This is a genomic window from Nocardia pseudovaccinii (assembly GCF_050942345.1).
Classification (GTDB): domain Bacteria; phylum Actinomycetota; class Actinomycetes; order Mycobacteriales; family Mycobacteriaceae; genus Nocardia; species Nocardia pseudovaccinii.
Genome location: NZ_CP192074.1, coordinates 4,874,531 through 4,891,254 on the forward strand (window position 1 = coordinate 4,874,531; position 16,724 = coordinate 4,891,254).

Annotated in this window: 10 protein-coding genes and 3 pseudogenes; 5 read left to right on the forward strand and 8 right to left on the reverse strand. The window is 66.0% G+C overall.

The annotated features are described in order from the left end of the window. Positions 1-190: 190 nt before the first annotated feature. Positions 191-1,297 (reverse strand): annotated as a pseudogene (locus tag ACQPZ2_RS21940) (IS3 family transposase); the annotation flags it as partial. Positions 1,298-1,533: 236 nt separating this feature from the next. On the opposite strand from ACQPZ2_RS21940, the gene ACQPZ2_RS21945 reads away from it, so the two are divergent. Both ACQPZ2_RS21945 and ACQPZ2_RS21950 read left to right on the forward strand, forming a co-directional pair. After that, positions 1,534-2,799, forward strand: coding sequence for a PucR family transcriptional regulator (locus ACQPZ2_RS21945; RefSeq protein ID WP_433527268.1), 1,266 nt, complete (start codon positions 1,534-1,536; stop codon positions 2,797-2,799). Positions 2,800-2,967: 168 nt separating this feature from the next. Then, on the forward strand, positions 2,968-3,354 hold the full coding sequence (locus ACQPZ2_RS21950) for a hypothetical protein (RefSeq protein ID WP_433527269.1): 387 nt from the start codon (positions 2,968-2,970) through the stop codon (positions 3,352-3,354). Between the two features lie 1,113 nt (positions 3,355-4,467). On the opposite strand, the gene ACQPZ2_RS21955 is transcribed toward ACQPZ2_RS21950, so the two are convergent. After that, positions 4,468-4,935 (reverse strand): VOC family protein, encoded by a 468-nt coding sequence (locus ACQPZ2_RS21955; protein ID WP_433527270.1) that lies wholly within the window; start codon positions 4,933-4,935, stop codon positions 4,468-4,470. 113 nt (positions 4,936-5,048) lie between these two features. Here ACQPZ2_RS21955 and ACQPZ2_RS21960 point away from each other — a divergent pair, with 113 nt between their 5' ends. Together ACQPZ2_RS21960 and ACQPZ2_RS21965 are read left to right on the forward strand one after the other, a co-directional pair. Continuing rightward, positions 5,049-6,047, forward strand: a complete 999-nt coding sequence (locus ACQPZ2_RS21960; RefSeq protein ID WP_433527271.1) for a helix-turn-helix transcriptional regulator — start codon at positions 5,049-5,051, stop codon at positions 6,045-6,047. A 294-nt stretch (positions 6,048-6,341) separates the two neighbouring features. Then, positions 6,342-8,078: an aminotransferase class V-fold PLP-dependent enzyme gene (locus ACQPZ2_RS21965; protein ID WP_433527272.1), complete on the forward strand. Its 1,737-nt coding sequence runs from the start codon at positions 6,342-6,344 to the stop codon at positions 8,076-8,078. Positions 8,079-8,118: 40 nt separating this feature from the next. On the opposite strand, the pseudogene ACQPZ2_RS21970 reads toward ACQPZ2_RS21965, so the two are convergent. Then, positions 8,119-8,253, reverse strand: a pseudogene (locus tag ACQPZ2_RS21970) (site-specific integrase); the annotation flags it as partial. A gap of 225 nt (positions 8,254-8,478) precedes the next feature. Here ACQPZ2_RS21970 and ACQPZ2_RS21975 point away from each other — a divergent pair. Continuing rightward, positions 8,479-8,919: a hypothetical protein gene (locus ACQPZ2_RS21975; RefSeq protein WP_433527273.1), complete on the forward strand. Its 441-nt coding sequence runs from the start codon at positions 8,479-8,481 to the stop codon at positions 8,917-8,919. Between the two features lie 314 nt (positions 8,920-9,233). Here the strand turns inward: ACQPZ2_RS21975 and ACQPZ2_RS21980 are convergent. The 5 genes and pseudogenes from ACQPZ2_RS21980 to ACQPZ2_RS22000 form a co-directional block, all read right to left on the reverse strand. Next, positions 9,234-9,575 (reverse strand): annotated as a pseudogene (locus tag ACQPZ2_RS21980) (FAD-dependent oxidoreductase); the annotation flags it as partial. A 24-nt stretch (positions 9,576-9,599) separates the two neighbouring features. Beyond that, complete coding sequence (locus ACQPZ2_RS21985; RefSeq protein ID WP_433527274.1) at positions 9,600-11,231, reverse strand: AMP-binding protein; 1,632 nt, start codon at positions 11,229-11,231, stop codon at positions 9,600-9,602. Next, on the reverse strand, positions 11,221-12,159 hold the full coding sequence (locus ACQPZ2_RS21990; protein ID WP_433527275.1) for an SDR family NAD(P)-dependent oxidoreductase: 939 nt from the start codon (positions 12,157-12,159) through the stop codon (positions 11,221-11,223). The genes ACQPZ2_RS21985 and ACQPZ2_RS21990 overlap by 11 nt, the downstream gene beginning before the upstream one ends. Then, on the reverse strand, positions 12,159-13,481 hold the full coding sequence (locus ACQPZ2_RS21995) for a TetR/AcrR family transcriptional regulator (protein ID WP_433527276.1): 1,323 nt from the start codon (positions 13,479-13,481) through the stop codon (positions 12,159-12,161). The genes ACQPZ2_RS21990 and ACQPZ2_RS21995 overlap by 1 nt, the downstream gene beginning before the upstream one ends. Positions 13,482-14,116: 635 nt before the next feature. After that, the gene (locus ACQPZ2_RS22000) at positions 14,117-16,465 is read right to left on the reverse strand and encodes a heavy metal translocating P-type ATPase (protein ID WP_433527277.1); all 2,349 of its coding nucleotides are present in this window, start codon (positions 16,463-16,465) and stop codon (positions 14,117-14,119) included. Between the last annotated feature and the right edge of the window lie 259 nt (positions 16,466-16,724).

Below are 16,724 nucleotides of genomic sequence, written 5' to 3' on the forward strand. Positions count from 1 at the left end.
CCGCCCGACTCACTTATTTCGGTTATGGGCCCTGTCGGCCGACAACTCCGTTGTGAATAATCCTTGCCGATGTTTATCCCGCAAAGGATTGGTCACGGCGACCAGTCCCCAATAAGGCGACCACCCGGCGTCGGAGTCCGAGGTTGATTCGATTCGGATTCAGTTGACGCCGCAAGCCACGGGGTCGTGGGTGTGGCTGCGGGGCAGCGTACTCGGCCGGGGTCAGGTAGCCCAGCGTCGAATGCCGATGCCGCCGATGGTGTTCCTCCTTGAAGTCGCCGATGACGACCCGGGCCCCGAGAAGGCTCGCCCAGTGGTTGCGGTTGAGGCACTCGCTGCGCAACCGCCGGTTGAACGATTCGACATGGCCGATGTTCCACGGCGTGCCGGGCGCGATGTAGACGATGCCCGCACCGTCGGCGCAGAACTGTTGCAGCGCAGCCGAAATCATTTCAGGACCGTTGTCCATCCGCAGCACCTTCGGTGGCCCACCGTGCGCGGTGAACACCTTCTGGAACTCGGCCACCAGCCGCTCGGCGGTGATCGAGCGCTCCACCAGGTGAAGCAGCGATTCGCGGGTGTGCTCGTCGATCATCGAAGCGATCTTCGCCCGCCCATCGACGGTGGAGTCGAGCTGAAAGCCCAACGCCCACACCACCTTCGGCGAATCCGCATCGAACAGCGGCGTAGTCGAGCCACCCGCCCGCTTGCGTGGCGAGTGCGCCCGCACCTGCAAATCTTCCTCCCGCCACAGCCGGTGCACCCTCTTCCCGTTCACCTGCGAGCCCTCGTCGAACCGCAGCGCCGCCCACGCACGCCGGAACCCGTGCCCTTGATGTTTCACCGCGTAGGAACGCAGCCGGACCCGCAGCCCGGCATCCGGATCGGCGGGGGTCTGCGCGGGCAGGCAGTTGCCGATACGTGGACCGGCGCAGCCCAACCACCTTGCATGCGAACCGTTCCGACATGCCCATTACCTGTTTGAGCATGTCAACAGCCCGCGGCTCGCTGGCCGGGCCTGAGATTTTCCAGTCGCGATCTCCCGCAGCGCGTCCCTCCGCAGCTCCGCGTCCGCCTGCAGCGGCTTCAACCTCGCGTTCTGCTTCCGCAGTTCCTCGAGCGCCTTCGCGGCGTCGGTGTCCACACCGCCGTACTGGCGGCGCCAGCTGTACAACGTCGCCGAAACCCCCAGATCAGCAGCGATCTGCTCACCCGTCTGCCCGGCAGCGGCCAACTCGTCGGCACGGCGCAGCTTCCGCACGATGCCCTCCGCGGAATGCCGCTTACGCCCTGCCATGTCCCTCGGTGTCCCTGCCCTCACCAGGGCAAACAGGACTCCAATGCCGGGCGGTCTCATTCACTGGGGGACCGGCCGGTCGCAACTCAGCCGTCCGCCTTTGTGAACTATCACTATGGCTTGCTGACCGCTCCTGCCGAAATATCACGTAACTCGGAGTAAACGGTTCTCACGAATCTTGTTCTGGTTACGCTGGTGCAATAGTGCAGTTAACGGGGATGGAAGGAAGTTCGATCATGTCTGTCGCCGCTCCACTCCGGCAAGGACTCACAGTATCCGGTCGGCCCATATCGTGGCCGTTGAAAGACGTGCGTGCCTTGTCACGGCAGATGGTCGGGCATTTTGTCGAAACCGTCGCCCCCTGCGGCACCTTGCCCGGGGACGCGATCCACGGAGACATCACGATCATCACCCGCGTGTGCCTGGAATTGGCCGTCAGCATGCTGGACGGCAGCAACATTCCAGAGAAGACCGGGCAGCTCGAAGACGCCGCGGCGCAATGGGCTCGCGAAGGCGTGCCCATCGATACCATTCACCACGCCATCCACGAGGGCTTCAAGATCGGCTTCGACCTGGTGGTGTCCACCGTTTTGGCCCAGCAGCGGGCTTCCGGCTCGGCCGAGACCGAGCCGATGCTCAGCCTCGCCGACTACCAAAGCATCCTCGACAGCGCCAAACTCGTCGTCGAAATGCTCGACACCATGACCACGGCGGTGTCGGTGGCCTATGTGCGTGAACTGCGCGCGGTCGTGTCGGAGCACCACACTGCGGTGCACACGCTCGCCTCGGCGCTGCTCGGGGGGCACCCCACCTCCACCATGGCCCGCGAATGTGGCATCGAAATCTCCGACCGCTATCGCGTACTAGCCCTCGCCATTCCGCCCCACCCGGACGAGTCCAACCCGATGCTGGACGCGAAAGTCGTTGCCCGCCGCAAACTCCGGCGCGTGCAGGCGGAGCTGGCCACCCGCTGCGGCGACACCGTGCTATCGCTGCTGTCGGTCGACGGCGGCACCCTGCTCCTCCCTGCCGGCCACATCGCCGAGGACACCCTGAACGAACTGGTCGGGCATCTGTCGCGGGCGGCCCGCGTGCCCATCACCGCCGCGGTGGTCACCGCCCCCACCGACACCGTGCCCACCGCGGCCGATCAAGCCCACCAACTGCTCGACATGGTCACCCGGTTGCGGTCGGTGCCGGGCCTGTATCACTTCGACGATCTGGCCCTGGAATACCAGCTCACCCGCCCCGGCCCCGCCCGCGACTATCTCGGGTCGCTGCTCGATCCACTCGACGAGCATCCAGAACTGCTGGAGACCCTGCGGGTCCATATCACGCACAACCTGAACCGCCAGCGCACTGCGCGGCTACTGCACGTACACACCAACACCGTGGACTACCGGCTCAAGCGGATCGGTCAGCTCACTAGGTTCGATCCCACCCAGGCGAGCGGGCTGTGGTACCTGCGTTCGGCATTGATCGCCCGCACCTACCGCAGGTGAGTCGAGTGCGGTCGAGCGGGTGCGGAATTACTCCAGTCGATCAGCGTCCGCCGTTGCCTCCGTAGCACCGCGGTGCCCGCGCTGGAGAGCGCCACCAGGTGCTTCCGATCAAAGACTTCACACGACGCGATACGCCTAAGAGTTGCGAATTCAGGGGCATGTTCGGGTTTGCTCACCCATGCACGCACACGACGCGACCGACAGTACTCGTGCAATCAGAATCAGCAGGAGGTCGGCATCGACAACGGTCGAAAACGCTTAGGAAAGAAATCGACGAGTTGGAACGAAAATATGGATGATATGCGACGAACCGAAGCCGACGGATTGCGCGCGACATGGCGGCTGTTTCAGGAAGACCTGATCTCCATCGTCGCTGTCCACGACGTATCCGGCGCCACGCCGATTGTATCCTTCGGCCCCGAGGACTTTCCGGACCTCGCACAAGCACGAGAACTGCTTCCGAAAATGAACAAATTGTGGGATGCGGTGCGCCACGACTTCTGGACCAAACTCATTCCGCCGCAACGGCAGTGTCGACAATGGCGATGGACGTGATCTTGAAACCCCGCGCCCGCTCCTGCGTGCGCATCCGATGGAGCTCAGCCTTGGGCCTTTGCAGGCCGCGCGCATGACAAACCGATCAGAACCGCATGCCGATCTAATTCTTCCGGAATGCCCGTTTCAGGTGTGGGTGCTCGAGCCCCGCCGTCCGGCAACGCCGCCGATGACGGCCCACAATGGCGTGGACCTCGAAACGGGCCGTCGTCATAGTTCCCTGAGTCGACCACAGAAGCCGGTAGTATCAAGACCCTTTAAGCATCCGCGCTCGAAGCCTGACCAGATGAAACCGGTTCACCTAATGGATTACATTCATTGCCGTCTATGTGGGAAAGAGTCGCTATCGACAATCGAAGGATGCGAGCGCCTACACACACGCTGCGCCGGGGAGAGCCCTCATACAAGAATGAATTCTGCCGATTGGAAAGCCGTCGCTTCTTGGCTAAACCCAGGCACTGATCATCCAGTAGGACAGATGGGATCAGAGTAGTCGATCCGCACAGCGCAACCACCAGCACATAAGAACGCACCGCACTCGGCCACGGCATCCGGCCGCTGCTGCGACTGGGCCGGTGATGATCTTGACCGTGCCCGGTTGACGCAGCGGAATCCCGCGAACCACACCCATCGGGTCGGCGGTGGATCCGAGTATGGATTCGCTCCCAGTTCGCCGAGCCGATAGCGGCCCGGTCGACCGGGTGCAGTGGTGTCGTGTTCAGGAACGCCCGCGCTCAGGTCGAATACGCCCCCAGGATCAGGCGCAGCAGTTCGGCGCCGTGCGTGTGCAGTTCGATGAAAATTGGCGGGGGAGTGGGTTGGCGAAGGTTGTCTGCGCTCTCGCACGCTCGCTGTTACCGTTGCGTTCCTCTCCTGGGCGGCGGCTGCACACGTAGCTGCTGGACCTGGCCGGGGGTGAGGGCGGGTTTGTAGCCGGTGCAGTCGTCGCGGGCTTGGTAATGGGGAACTGCCGCAGCTGTGACGGCGCCGTCGAAATCGGCTGATACCAAGATCTTCCGCGCGTTGTGGGGTGTCTCCTGTGTCGAGTGTCGCGCCGGACGGTGGAGCCGGGGTGCGACCGGATTCCGCTCGCACCCCGAGCAGTGCGGACGCTCAGGCCGGGGTGTACTCGGCCGCGACGTCGAGGATCCAGGTGATGCCGAAGCGATCGCACAGCATTCCGGAGGCGGGTGCCCACTGCGCCGGGCCGAATTCCTCGATGACCGTCGCACCGTCCGCGAGACGTTCCCACAGCGCGCCGACCTCGTCGGTGGTCTCGCCGCGGACCGACAGGAAGAACGGCTCCGAGGTGAGGGTGGTGCCGTTCTCGCGGCGGGTCGTGGGAGCGGCCGGTGCGGCCGGTTCGTTCTCGCCGGGCACGTCGTAGGCCATGACCCGGAAGCCGTTGTCCGCGATGACCTGTCCGAACACCACCTTGGCGGCGTCGGGCAACCCGGCGGGCATCCCGAAGTCGCCGTAGGTGGCGACGGTGATCCGACCGCCGAACACCGACTGGTAGAACTCCAGGGCCGCACGGGCCTGTCCGTGGAAGTTCAGGTGGGCAACAGCGTTTACCGACATGGTGATCCAGTCCCTTCGGAAATTGGTTCGCGCTGGAGGGTTCCGGCGACGAGCGCAACTCTGGCATCGGTAGCGGTCAGGGAATGTCCGCTTCTCATGGCAGTCTGGCCGACATGCCGAACGCTTCTTCGACGGCGACCTCCCGCCGCCTGCTCTCGCTGCTGTCGATGCTCCAGGTCCGCCGCGATTGGCCAGGGGTTGTGCTCGCTCGGCGGCTCGGTGTCAGTGAACGCACGGTGCGGCGCGACGTCGATCGCCTCCGCGGGCTCGGTTACCCCGTCCGGGCGGTCAAGGGACCGGAGGGTGGTTATCGACTGGAGGCGGGCAGCGAACTGCCGCCGCTGCTGTTCGACGACGATCAGGCGGTCGCGCTGGCGGTGGCGTTGCGGATCGCGGCCGGGACGGGTGCGGGTATCGAAGAGTCCGCCGCGCGGGCCCTCGCTACCGTCCGTCAGGTCCTGCCGTCCCGCTTGCGGCAGCGCGTCGACGCCCTCGAGATCAGCGCGGTCGAATCCGCTGAGCGAGGGGCCGATCCCCAAGCCGATACCCACGTGCTATTCGCCCTCAGCGCTGCCATTCGATCTGGCGAGGAGGTGCGGTTCGACTACGAGTCTCCGGGGCGGACGGACGACGCCGGTCTCCGGCCTCCGCGGCGGGTGCAGCCCCACCACCTCGTCGTCCGGAACGGACGCTGGTACATCATCGGATGGAATCCGGAGCGCGGGGACTGGCGGATCTACCGCGCCGACCGCATGACCCTCCGTGTCCCCAACGGACCGCGCTTCACACCCCGGACGGTGCCGGGCGGTGATGTCGCCGCCTTCCTCTCGGCCCGATTCAAGGGTTCCGAAACCGTGAACATCTGGCCGTGCCGCGGTGAGGTGATCCTGGATATCCCTGCCGCACAGGTGATCCCGTTCGCCGGCGACGGCATCGTCGAGGAACTCACCCCCACCCGAACCAGACTGCTCGCCGGTTCCTGGTCCTGGGCAGCCCTCGCCGCAACCTTGGCACGGTTCGACGCCGAGATCGAGGTCATCGGCCCGCAGTCATTACGCGACGCGTTCGCCGGCCTCTCCGGTCGCGCAGGCCGCGCGGCCGGACTGAGCTGATCCTCCGCGGCGTGGTATCCGCTGTTCGTGGAAGCCGCCACGGCTGAGAGGTACCTACTCAGTTGGTGGTGGATCTCTCCGCGCGGCGGGCGGTAGCGGCCCGCATTCGAGGGCATCCAGGGTCCTCGATGAGATCGTTACGGTGGCGAATTCGTCGAAGAACCTTCCCGCCGCTGGGCCACTTCTTCGGCTCGCGTGTCCTAGAAGACCAATGGCCCTGGCGCGGCGCATGGCCCAGGAGCACGCTGGCTGTATCCGGGGTGCTGGCTAGCCGCGGCGGAAGGAAGGGACCGCATGGATACGGTGACCGGGAGCGCGGGCGTCTGGGCGGCGCCGGTCCCCACCTCACCCTTGCTCGAGCGGGTTCGGCAAGGGGTTATCGGTGAAGGCGAGGTCTTGGACGGACCCTATGGCCGGCGCCGGATCACCTACGCCGACTACACCGCTTCCGGGCGGTCGCTGGATTTTCTCGAGGACTTCATCCGCAGGCAAGTCTTACCGCGATACGCCAACACCCACACCGAAAGCTCCGGTACCGGATTGCAGACCTCGCTGCTGCGGCAGGACGCACGCCAGATCATCCACGACGCGGTTGGCGGCACCGAGAACGACCTGGTGATCTTCTGCGGGTCCGGGGCAACGGCGGCGGTGAACAAATTGGTTGGCATTCTCGAGCTCCGCGTACCTTCAGGGCTGGCCGCGCGCTACCAGTGGGGTGGGCGGGTACCCGATTCGCAGCGGCCGGTGGTGTTCATCGGCCCCTACGAACACCACTCCAACGAGTTGCCATGGCGGGAGTCGATCGCCGACCTGGTGGTGATCGACGAAGACGCTGGCGGTCACATCGACCAGGGACAACTCGCGCACCGGCTGATCCACTACGCGGACCGACCTCTGCGTATCGGTAGCTTCTCTGCCGCCTCCAACGTCACCGGCGTCTTGTCGGACACCGATCGGATCGCCACCCTGCTTCATGAGCACGGCGCGTTGTCCTTCTGGGACTTCGCTGCTGCCGGTCCCTATGTTCCGATCCGGGTGCGGGAGAGCGCTCCTGGTCGTGGCGACCATAAGGATGCGATCTTTCTCTCGCCGCACAAGTTCGTCGGCGGGCCCCAGACTCCTGGCGTCCTCGTGGTCCGTCGTGAGTTGGTGCGCAACGCCGTGCCCACCGTGCCGGGAGGGGGCACGGTGGCGTTCGTGGACCCGATCGGGCACCGATACCTCGATGATCCTGTTGCCCGGGAAGAGGGCGGAACCCCGGCGATCATCGAGTCGATCCGCGCCGGGCTGGTCTTCGCGCTCAAAGACGCCGTCGGTACCGACCTCATCGAGCAACGGGAACAGCGGCTATGGCGTCATGCCTTTGCCCGGTGGCGCGATCACCCGAACATCGAAATCCTGGGCCACCCACATGCCCGACGACTGTCCATCGTGTCCTTCCGAGTCCGTTCAGGCGTGGATCGCTACCTGCACCACAACTACGTCGTAGCCCTGCTCAACGACTTGTTCGGCATCCAAGCTCGCGGCGGCTGCTCCTGCGCAGGCCCGTACGGGCATCGGCTCCTGGCCATTGATCCGCAGAATTCGCGCGCCTACCGAGACGAAATCGCCTTGGGTTGCGAGGGCATCAAACCCGGCTGGACGCGGATCAACTTCAACTACTTCATTTCCGACACCGTGCGCGACTATCTGATCGAGGCCGTGGAGTTACTGGCCTCATTCGGCCACCGTCTCCTCACCGACTACATCTTCAGTCCGGACACCGGCCTGTGGCGCCACCGTGGGGGGACTCACCAGCCCCCGTTGCGCCTGACAGATCTCTTCTACGACAGTGCTGGCACTCTGCACTACTCGACGGACGACGAGACCCTCGACGAGGCCGCATTGGCCGAACACTTACACGAGGCGCGCGCCCTGTTCGAGGCCCGCCCCGAGAGGGTCCCCGATGGTCTCACCGGCCTCCCATCGCACTTCGAAGCGCTGCGCTGGTTTCCGCTACCTCCGCAATGCCTGATGCCCAATCCGCAATGAGGTGGCGAGGCCGCCGCTCTTCCGCTGGCCGCGCTCGGACCTTGCGGCGAGATCCCTTGCCGTGACGCACATTCAGCTTCCCGAACCGGCCCAGCTCCCAGCGCACATCGTCCAGATCGAGCATGCGGGCCGCGTTGATCCGCAGGCCCACATCGGCGACCAGGCGGGCGACGCTGCGCGCCGAGATCTCCTGCGTTCGAATGGACTCGAGCGGGGCGCATCGGCGCGTCGGATGGAGGCCAGCGCATCCACTACATTAGGTCGTAGTCGAGCAGCAAACGCATTGCCTGTCCACATCCATCAGCAAACCGCGCCGAGATTCACCAGCGAAGCCACGGGCACGATGAGTAGAGCCATGACCACCACAAGGCCGACACTCCGGCCGAGAGGACTGACGTCGATGAGCAATCATGAGCGCACGATCATCCGGGCGGCGATCATCGCCGCCGCTACCGTTACCGCAGCCGCGGGCGCGGGGGTTCTCCTGGCCCCGTCCGCTTCGGCCTCGATGTCCGACACCCCGGACGTGCCGCCCGCGCTGGTCTCCGACTGTGGGGGACCCCATGCCGTCGAACCTCCCTCGCTGACCCTTACCTGCGCCGACGGGAACAACATGATCATCGACATCACCTGGCAGCTGTGGAGTGGCGCCCACGCCGTCGGTTATGGCACCCAGCATCGGAACGACTGCACGCCGAGCTGCGCCGCAGGCCGGTTCATCGACAGCCCGGCAGTGCTCATGCTGGATGACCCCCGCCCGTTCGCTGACGCCCCCGGCAACTACTTCGCCCGCGTGACGGTCTTCGGCGCCCAGGGCGTCCACAGCTACCCCACCGAGTAGCCCCTCAGAGCCGCCAGCTGTCGCCGCGTCAGGGATTCGGTGCCAGGCCATTGCACGCGATCACGTCGCTGTACCAGGCGGCTTCGGATACGTCTTGCGTTGCGGCGGCCACGCCGACGCCAGCGCCTGCTCGATCATCCGATGCCCCACGTGTTGTGGGTTCGGCCGGGTGCTGGACCAGGTGGATGCCATCAGCGGCGACAGTGGGACCGACGACGTGCCGTGGCAGGCGATATGGGCATGTGGGAGGTTCAGCGAGTGGTGATGAAGTCCTGTTCGTCCGGCGAGGCCAGTAGCGCGGTCATGGTTTTGCGGTCGTCCGAAACGAATTCGGCGGCAACGACTTCGGCGTTCAGCTCGACGTGCTCTTCCAGGCCGAAGCGCCGCACCACGTCGCGGTGGTAGTGCTGGATCTGCGCTCCGGTGGCGAACATTCTGGGCCAGTTCGGTTTCGGGGCGAAGGAGAACTGGTAGAGGTTCGACGGTACGTCGCAGGTCAGTCCGGGATAGCGGTTCCAGTGCCAGACTCCGCCGACGTCGGATCCCTTCTCGAGGATGGTGAATCGGTGAAACCCGGCTCGTTGCAAAGTGACCGCGGTGGCGATACCGGCCACTCCCGCACCGATGATGAGGATTTCTGGATCGCGGGTTGTCATGTGAATCTGGTCCTGTCGTCGTTGTCAGGAAGCGGCGTGTTCATCGAGCTTGTGCCGCAGCACTTTTCCGCTGGGATTGCGGGGGATTTCGGTAAGGCGGACGAATTGCTTGGGCACCTTGTAGCGTTCGAGGCGGGCGCGAACGTGTCGTTTGAGGTCCTCGTCTGCCAGCTCGGCCGAGGTAGTGACGAGGTATGCGCGCAGCACCTGCCCGTATTCGGGGTCGGGCACGCCGACAACGGTGACGTCGGCGACGGCGGGGTGTTCGGCGAGCGCGTTCTCGACTTCGCGGGGGTAGATGTTCTCGCCGCCGGAGATGATCATTTCGTCGTCGCGGCTGTCGATGTAGAGGCGGCCCTGTTCGTCGAGGTGGCCCATGTCGCCGGTGTTGACGTAACCGTCGAGCACCTCCTTGGCAGGCGCTGAGCCGGTCGGGTCGGCGGTGTAGCCGGTGAAGCCGAGACCGCCTCGGACGAATATGGTGCCGGTTTCGCCGACCGGGGCGTGGGTGCGGTCGGCGCGCAGAATCCGTACGGAGACGCCGATGATGGGCCGTCCCACGGTTTTCGGTGAATATTCGAGATCGCTGGAGGTGGCGATGGCGACAACGCCCGCTTCGGTGGATCCGTAGCCGTTGATGAGCACTGGTCCGAACTCGCGCATGAACTGCGAGATGGTGTTCGGGGAGATGGGGGCCGCACCTGTCATCGCCAGGCGCAGCGACGACACGTTGTAACCGCGGCGGATGTCCGCGGACAGTGCGGTCAGACGTTGGAGCATCACTGGGACGCCGATGAATACGGTCGCGCGGTGGCGCTGGATATCGGCGAGAGCGAGTTCGGGATCGAATCGGCGCCGGGTGACGGCGGTCGCGCCCAGCGCGAGTTGACCGGCGAGCGCGCCGAGGCCGAAGCCGTGGAAGAACGGCGGCGCGACGATCGCCACATCCCTGTGGTTCATACGGCTGGCGGTCGCGAGCGAAACCGCGGCCTCGAGCACGGGGCGCAGTCCGGCCTGTTTGCCCACGCCCTTGGCCATACCGGAGGTACCGGAGGTGAGCAGTGTGATCCGCGCGGGTTGTCGAACCGGTGGTGGGACCGGATATCGTTGGTGCGCAAGCTGATCCAAGGTCAGGAGATCGGATTCGGTGCCCGGTTCGCACCAGGCGCGCACGCGGATGCCAGGGTAGCCGGTTTCGGTGACCGCGGCGAGGTATTCGTCGTCGTGGACGAGCGCGTCGGGGGCGTGGCGTTCCAGGATGCGGGTCAGCTGGGCGATGGGGAGCTCGGTGTTGAGGAAGACCAGTTCGCAGCCGAGTCGGCTGCCCGCGATCACAGCTTCGACGAATCCGCGATGATTGCGGCACAGGATGCCCAGTGAGCGGAGCTCCGGGGCGAGGTGGTGCAGGGCGGCCGCGATCGCTTCGGAGCGTCGCATGAGTTCGCGATAGGTGACCGCGCCGGTTTCATCGACGAGTGCGATCCGATCCGGATGGCGTGCGGCGGTGATGGTGATGATCAGGCCGAGCGACCGGCCGTAGGCGTGGTAGCCGCGCGCTATCGCGCGCGCGGCCGTCGGACCCACCGGGCGCAGCGCGCCCGAGGACGCGACAGCTGGTAGGGCAGCGGCCCAGCGGGTGACGGGATTACGCGGCATCGCCCGTCCCCTTCCCGTTCACCGCGCGCAGGGCTGCGTCGGTGTCGCCGAGTCGCTTGTAGGCGGCGGTGAACACGATCTCGAGCGGTACCCGCAGGAACGGCACCAGCACCGAGGTCAGGTAGCCATAGGCGGGAATCATGATGCGCGGCTTGGTGATTACCGCGCGGGCCACCCCGGTTGCGGCTTCGGCTGGAGTCTGGCCGGGCAGCGCGGACATCCATCGGCTGGGCGCGCTCATCCGGGTGTGCATGAGACCGGCGTAGATGGTGGTGAGGGTGACGCCGTCGGGCCGGGCCTCCATACCCACCGCCCGCATCCACACGTCGAAGGCGGCTTTGGATGACAGATAGAAGCCCCATTTGGGCGGCGTGGGAAACAGAATGCCGACCGTGGAGACATTCACGATGTGGCCGCTGCCGCGAGCCCGCATGCTCGGCAATAGCGCCAGAGTGAGTCTGATTGGGCCCAGATAGTTGGCGGTGGAGGTGGCGGCCAGGTCCTTGGGTCGGTCGTAGGACAGGTGGATCGAGCGGCGCAACGACTTGCCCGCATTGTGGATCAGGTAGTCCACGTGCCCGAAACGCGTGAGAATTTCCTCGGCGAAGGCGGTGATCGATTCCGGATCGGCCAGATCCAGCCGGATCGCGACCGCATTGCCGCCCACGGCGGTGATGTCGGCGGCCACCGCGTCGAGCTGATCGGCCGAGCGCGCACCCAGCACGACGGTGGCTCCGGCGGCGGCCAGCAGCCGAGCCGTTTCGGCGCCGAGGCCGTGCGAGGCTCCGGTGATGACGGCGATCTTGCCGTCGACTTCGTGGCGCAGCCGCCGCGGATCGGAGATTCCGCGCGGGCCGATGAGCCAGGCCGCGGCGCGGCCGATCGGGCCCGCGGCGAGGGCGTTGGACGGTCGGTGGACGGTTTCCACTAAGTGCTCTCTTTTCGTACGGGTCGACTGGCGTAGTCGATTTCGAGCAGGGCCGCTATGGTTCGGGATGTGGGGGTGATGGCCGGATTGAGGGCCAAGGCGGTCTGTAAGGTGGCGAATCCGGCGGCGAGCACCAAACTCCGGAGCTGGTCGCGGTTGGGGTCGGGTTCGCCGAGCCAGCGGGCGGTGGCGCCCTCCACGAACGACAGCCAGCCGTCGATCGCGATGCGCAGGCTCGGGTCGTAACCGGCGGAGACGATTTCGGTGAGCAGCGCACCGATCAACCGGTCCCGGTGCTGTTCGTGCTGGGCGGTGAGGCGCTCGTCGGCCCCGCTGCGAGTGGTCATGACGAGCGAAATGCCGTGCTGTTGAACGAAATCCAGATAGATATCGAAACCGCGCACCATTCGATCGAGCGGATCTCCGCGCAGTTCCTGCAACCGGTCCCAGAAATCTTCGAAGACCGCCTCGTGCACCGCCAGGTACAGCTCGTATTTGCCGCCGAAGTGGTAGCCGATCGACCCCGCCGCCACACCCGCGGCCGCGGCGATCTCGGCGATCGATACCTCCTCGAAGCGTTTGGCCGAGAAAGCCGAGCGGGCAGCGGACAGGATCGCGGCACGCGACTGCTGTCCGCGTCGATTCGCCGACGAACCCCGCGGCCGAGTTTCTGAATCTTGTTCAACTTCAGCCACGCGGTCAGCATAACCATCTTTTTGAACGAGATTCAAGAACTGGTGTTGTGATCCCGTGCTCTCGTCGACCGCAGCCAGGGCGTCGTCGATCGCCTCGGTGGAGAACTCCGGGTCGACGGCCCGTTGCACGCCGACTCCGATCACCAATGCGAACACCGTGTTCGTCAGTCGCTCCGGCGACGCGGCAACGCCATCGGCCGTGGGGATCGCCCGCAGCGCGGCGGCGAAGTCCGACCGCGCCCGACGCACTATCGTCGCGAAGCGTCGCCGCAGGTCGCCGCGGTGACGAAGGGCTGCGACGACCTCGCATTCGAGCACTGTCGCGGCCGGGTCCGCGAGTGTGCTCGCGGACCATTCCCGCAGATCGGTGATCCGCTCGCCCGGTGTGGTCGCGCCCGAAATGGCCGCGACAGCCGCGCGCAGCCGCTCGGCATGGATGCCTTCGAGCACGGCCACACCCAGTTCGGCCTTGTCGCCGAAGTTCGAGTACACCGCGCCGCGCGTGTATCCGGCCGCCTCGGCGATCCGTTCCAGGGGCACGGTGCCGAAGCCTTCGGATAGGAACAGCTCCCTGGCCGTGGTCACGATTGCCGATCGCGTCTGCTCGCGGCTCTCTGACCTCGTCAAACGCGTCACATTGACCTCCCGGAACGAATGGTTACAGATGTTCTCAATTTATATACATTCTGTATCTGAAGTCTGCTAGTCTCCGAACAACTGTCGCAGCTGTCGTCGGCGTCGGGCAACCGGGGCCTGCCGCAGATGAGAGCCAGGAAGTTGCGTGATGAATCTTCTGTGCCGAGTGGTGGCAGCCGTCGCGGCCGCGGTGTTGACACCGGTCGGGGGTATCGACCAGTACGCCAACCTCCTGTAACACCGAAAACTGCTGGTCATCGGCAAATAGCGGTGGCGTGACGGTTCTGGTGCGGTTGCCGCAGGTTCGTGCCTTCCGCGGCGCATGTCCGATATCGACCGGGGACGACCTACGACTATCTGGTGGTCGAAGCCGATTTCCAGCTGTAGTCGGGGCCTGCACCGCGGGCCTGACCGGCGCACGCCTGGTCGAAACGGACCTGAAAAGTTCTCCAGCGAGGCGGCGGGCTTCGGTGTCGTCGACATCTATCCGCAGCGGCTTCTCCAACGGGGCAGTGGCCGAAAGGTTGTGCACGGTAGCGTCTTCCAGCACATTGTGTTCGGCAAGGTCGACAGCCACCCCGAGCAGGAGCTGGCCGCGGCATTCAGATCAGCTCGATTACGACGCTTCACTGAGCTCCAGGTGCGGCTCGAGCCGGGCGTCGGTCGTCGTCGGCGAGGGTGAAGTAGTTCTCCTCTTCTTGCAGGAAGTGCAGTTGCAGCAGGGCGTGCAGGCCGTATAGGCAGGCGAGCAGGTCGTCGGTTTGTTCGGGGGTGAAGTGGCCCATGGTGTGGGCCAGGTGTAGGTGGGTGCCGATGCGGGTGGTGAGTCGTTGGATTTCGGCGTGGGTGCGGCTCATGGTGGCGGTGGCTTCGGTGCTGCCGAGTGGGCGGGCCAGCGCTGGGTAGAGCTGCGCTTCCTCGGCTTGTTCGTGGGGGAGCAGTTCGCCGACGAGGAACTGGTACGCGCTGTCGACCGCGTCGAGCGCGGTGATGTCGGCGTGCTCGGCGAGTCGGTCGGCGGCGGTGCGCAGCATGACTAGGGGGTCGCGCAGGGTGTCGTGTTCGTCGGCGAAACGGTGCAGCAGGGCATCAGTGTCGGCGGATACCTCGACGCGCAAAGCTGGGTTGCCGCGAACCGCGCGCAGTGCGTTGAGGATGACGGCGATGTCGATTCCTTCTTGTAGCAGCGCTCCGGCCGCTGGTGGTAGCCAGCCGAGGGCAGCGACGATCATCGCCGCGAGGGACAGCGCCATCCCGGCCACGGCGCTTTGCACGGCGATGCGACGCGACCAGCGGGCTGTGTCCATGGCGTCGGCGAGCCGGTCGAGCCGGTCGGTGGTGAGTACGATGTCGGCGGCTTCCGATGATGCGCTGGATCCTCGCGCTCCCATCGCGACGCCGACGGTGGCCGCGGCGAGTGCGGGTGCGTCGTTGACGCCGTCGCCGACCATGACGGTGACCGCGTGTTCGCGTTCGTCGCGTACTGCGGCGACCTTGTCGGCTGGGCTCTGCCCTGCGTACACCTGGTCCAATCCGAGCACGGTCGCGACTTCGCGAGCCGGTTCGAGGCGATCGCCGGTCAGCATGACCAGGCGGTTCAGTCCCGCCTGGCGCAATCTTCGCACCGTCCGGGGCGCGTGCCTGCGTAGCGGGTCGCGCAGCAGGACCGCCGCGGCGAGTGCGTCGTCGACGGCGATCCACGCGATCGCCGCCGAGTCCAGGCTCGCGCGATTGACGACCGTTCGTGCCCAAGGGCTTTCGGTGCGTGCAGCGGGGAGTTTGCCGACCTCGACGCGGTGGCTCGCGACGGTGCCGGTGACGCCGCGACCAGGTTGTTCCACGACGTCGGTGGGTAGCACGAGGCTCGAGCCGCGGGTCAGGGCTTCGGTGACGATCGCTTCGGCGAGCACGTGCGGCGACAGTTGGTCGACCGAGGCTGCCAGCCGCAGGGCCTCGGCGCCATCTTGGCCGGGCGCCGCGATCACTTCGATCACGACGGGTCGGCCAGCGGTGAGGGTCCCGGTCTTGTCCATGACGAGAGTGGTTGCGTGGCCGAGGTTTTCCAGCGCGCCGCCGCTGCGGATCACCACGCCCTGACGGGCGGCGCGCGAGAGCCCGGACACGATGGCTACTGGTGCGGCCAGCAACAGTGGGCAAGGGGTGGCCACGACGAGCACGGCGACCGCGCGGACCAATGACCCGGTGGCAAGCCATGCCGCGGCCGCAACGAGCAGGGTGAGCGGGAGGAACCAGGTCGCGAACCGGTCGGCGAGTCGCACGACCGGTGCGTTCTGCGCGCCGGCTTGCTGGGCCAAGCGCACGATCCCGGCGTAGGTGCTGCCCGCTGCGGTCGCGGACGCACGGATCTCGAACGCCGCGCCAGAGTTCACCACACCGCTGCGCACCGGTTCCCCGATGCCCCGTTCGACCTGCAGTGGTTCTCCGGTCAGCACCGACTCATCCAGCACCGCAACGGAATTCAGGATACGGCCGTCGACCGGCACCACCTCACCGGGAGCCACGACCAGCACATCATCGACGGCCACCTCGTCCAACGCGACCACGCTCACCTCGGCGCCGACGCGTCGGCGTGCCGAGCGCGGCGCATGCTCCAGCAGCGACCGCAGATCCCGCGACGCTCGTCGTTGCGCCGCGGCGTCCAGCGCGCGTCCCGTCGCCAGCATCACCGCAATCAGCGCACCGGCCAGATATTCGTGCACCAGCAGCGTGCCCGCCAGCGACAACACCGCGATCAGATCGACACCGGCCCGCCCTCTCACCAAGGTGGCAATCATCCACCACACCGCCGGTACGATCGCGACCACTGTCGCCGCGATCCAGAACCCGTCCGCCAGATCGCGCGCCCCAACCGCCCACGTGAACACACCGAGTAGCAGCGCGGCCACGGTGATCACGACCAGGCCCGGCTCTATCCAACGCGTCCACGACCGCTGTTGCGTACTCGCCCGCACCATCGCGCACCTCTGTCTCGACCGTCGTATACCGATCCGACACCAGTTCACCGCCTCTCACGGTGTGTGTGGCAGGGCCGGAATCCTCCACCATGGGTGCCCTTGGATAGCTGTCGAGACTTATCCGACGATGAACGGTGGCGCGAGTCGGCGCGTGCCCGAGCCGACGCTGACCCGATCAGCGCGCCCGGGCGATGCTCGGCGCTCGTCGATGGGGTCGAGCGCAGAGGGTGCTCGTCTCCGCAGCATCAGCCAGCCCCTC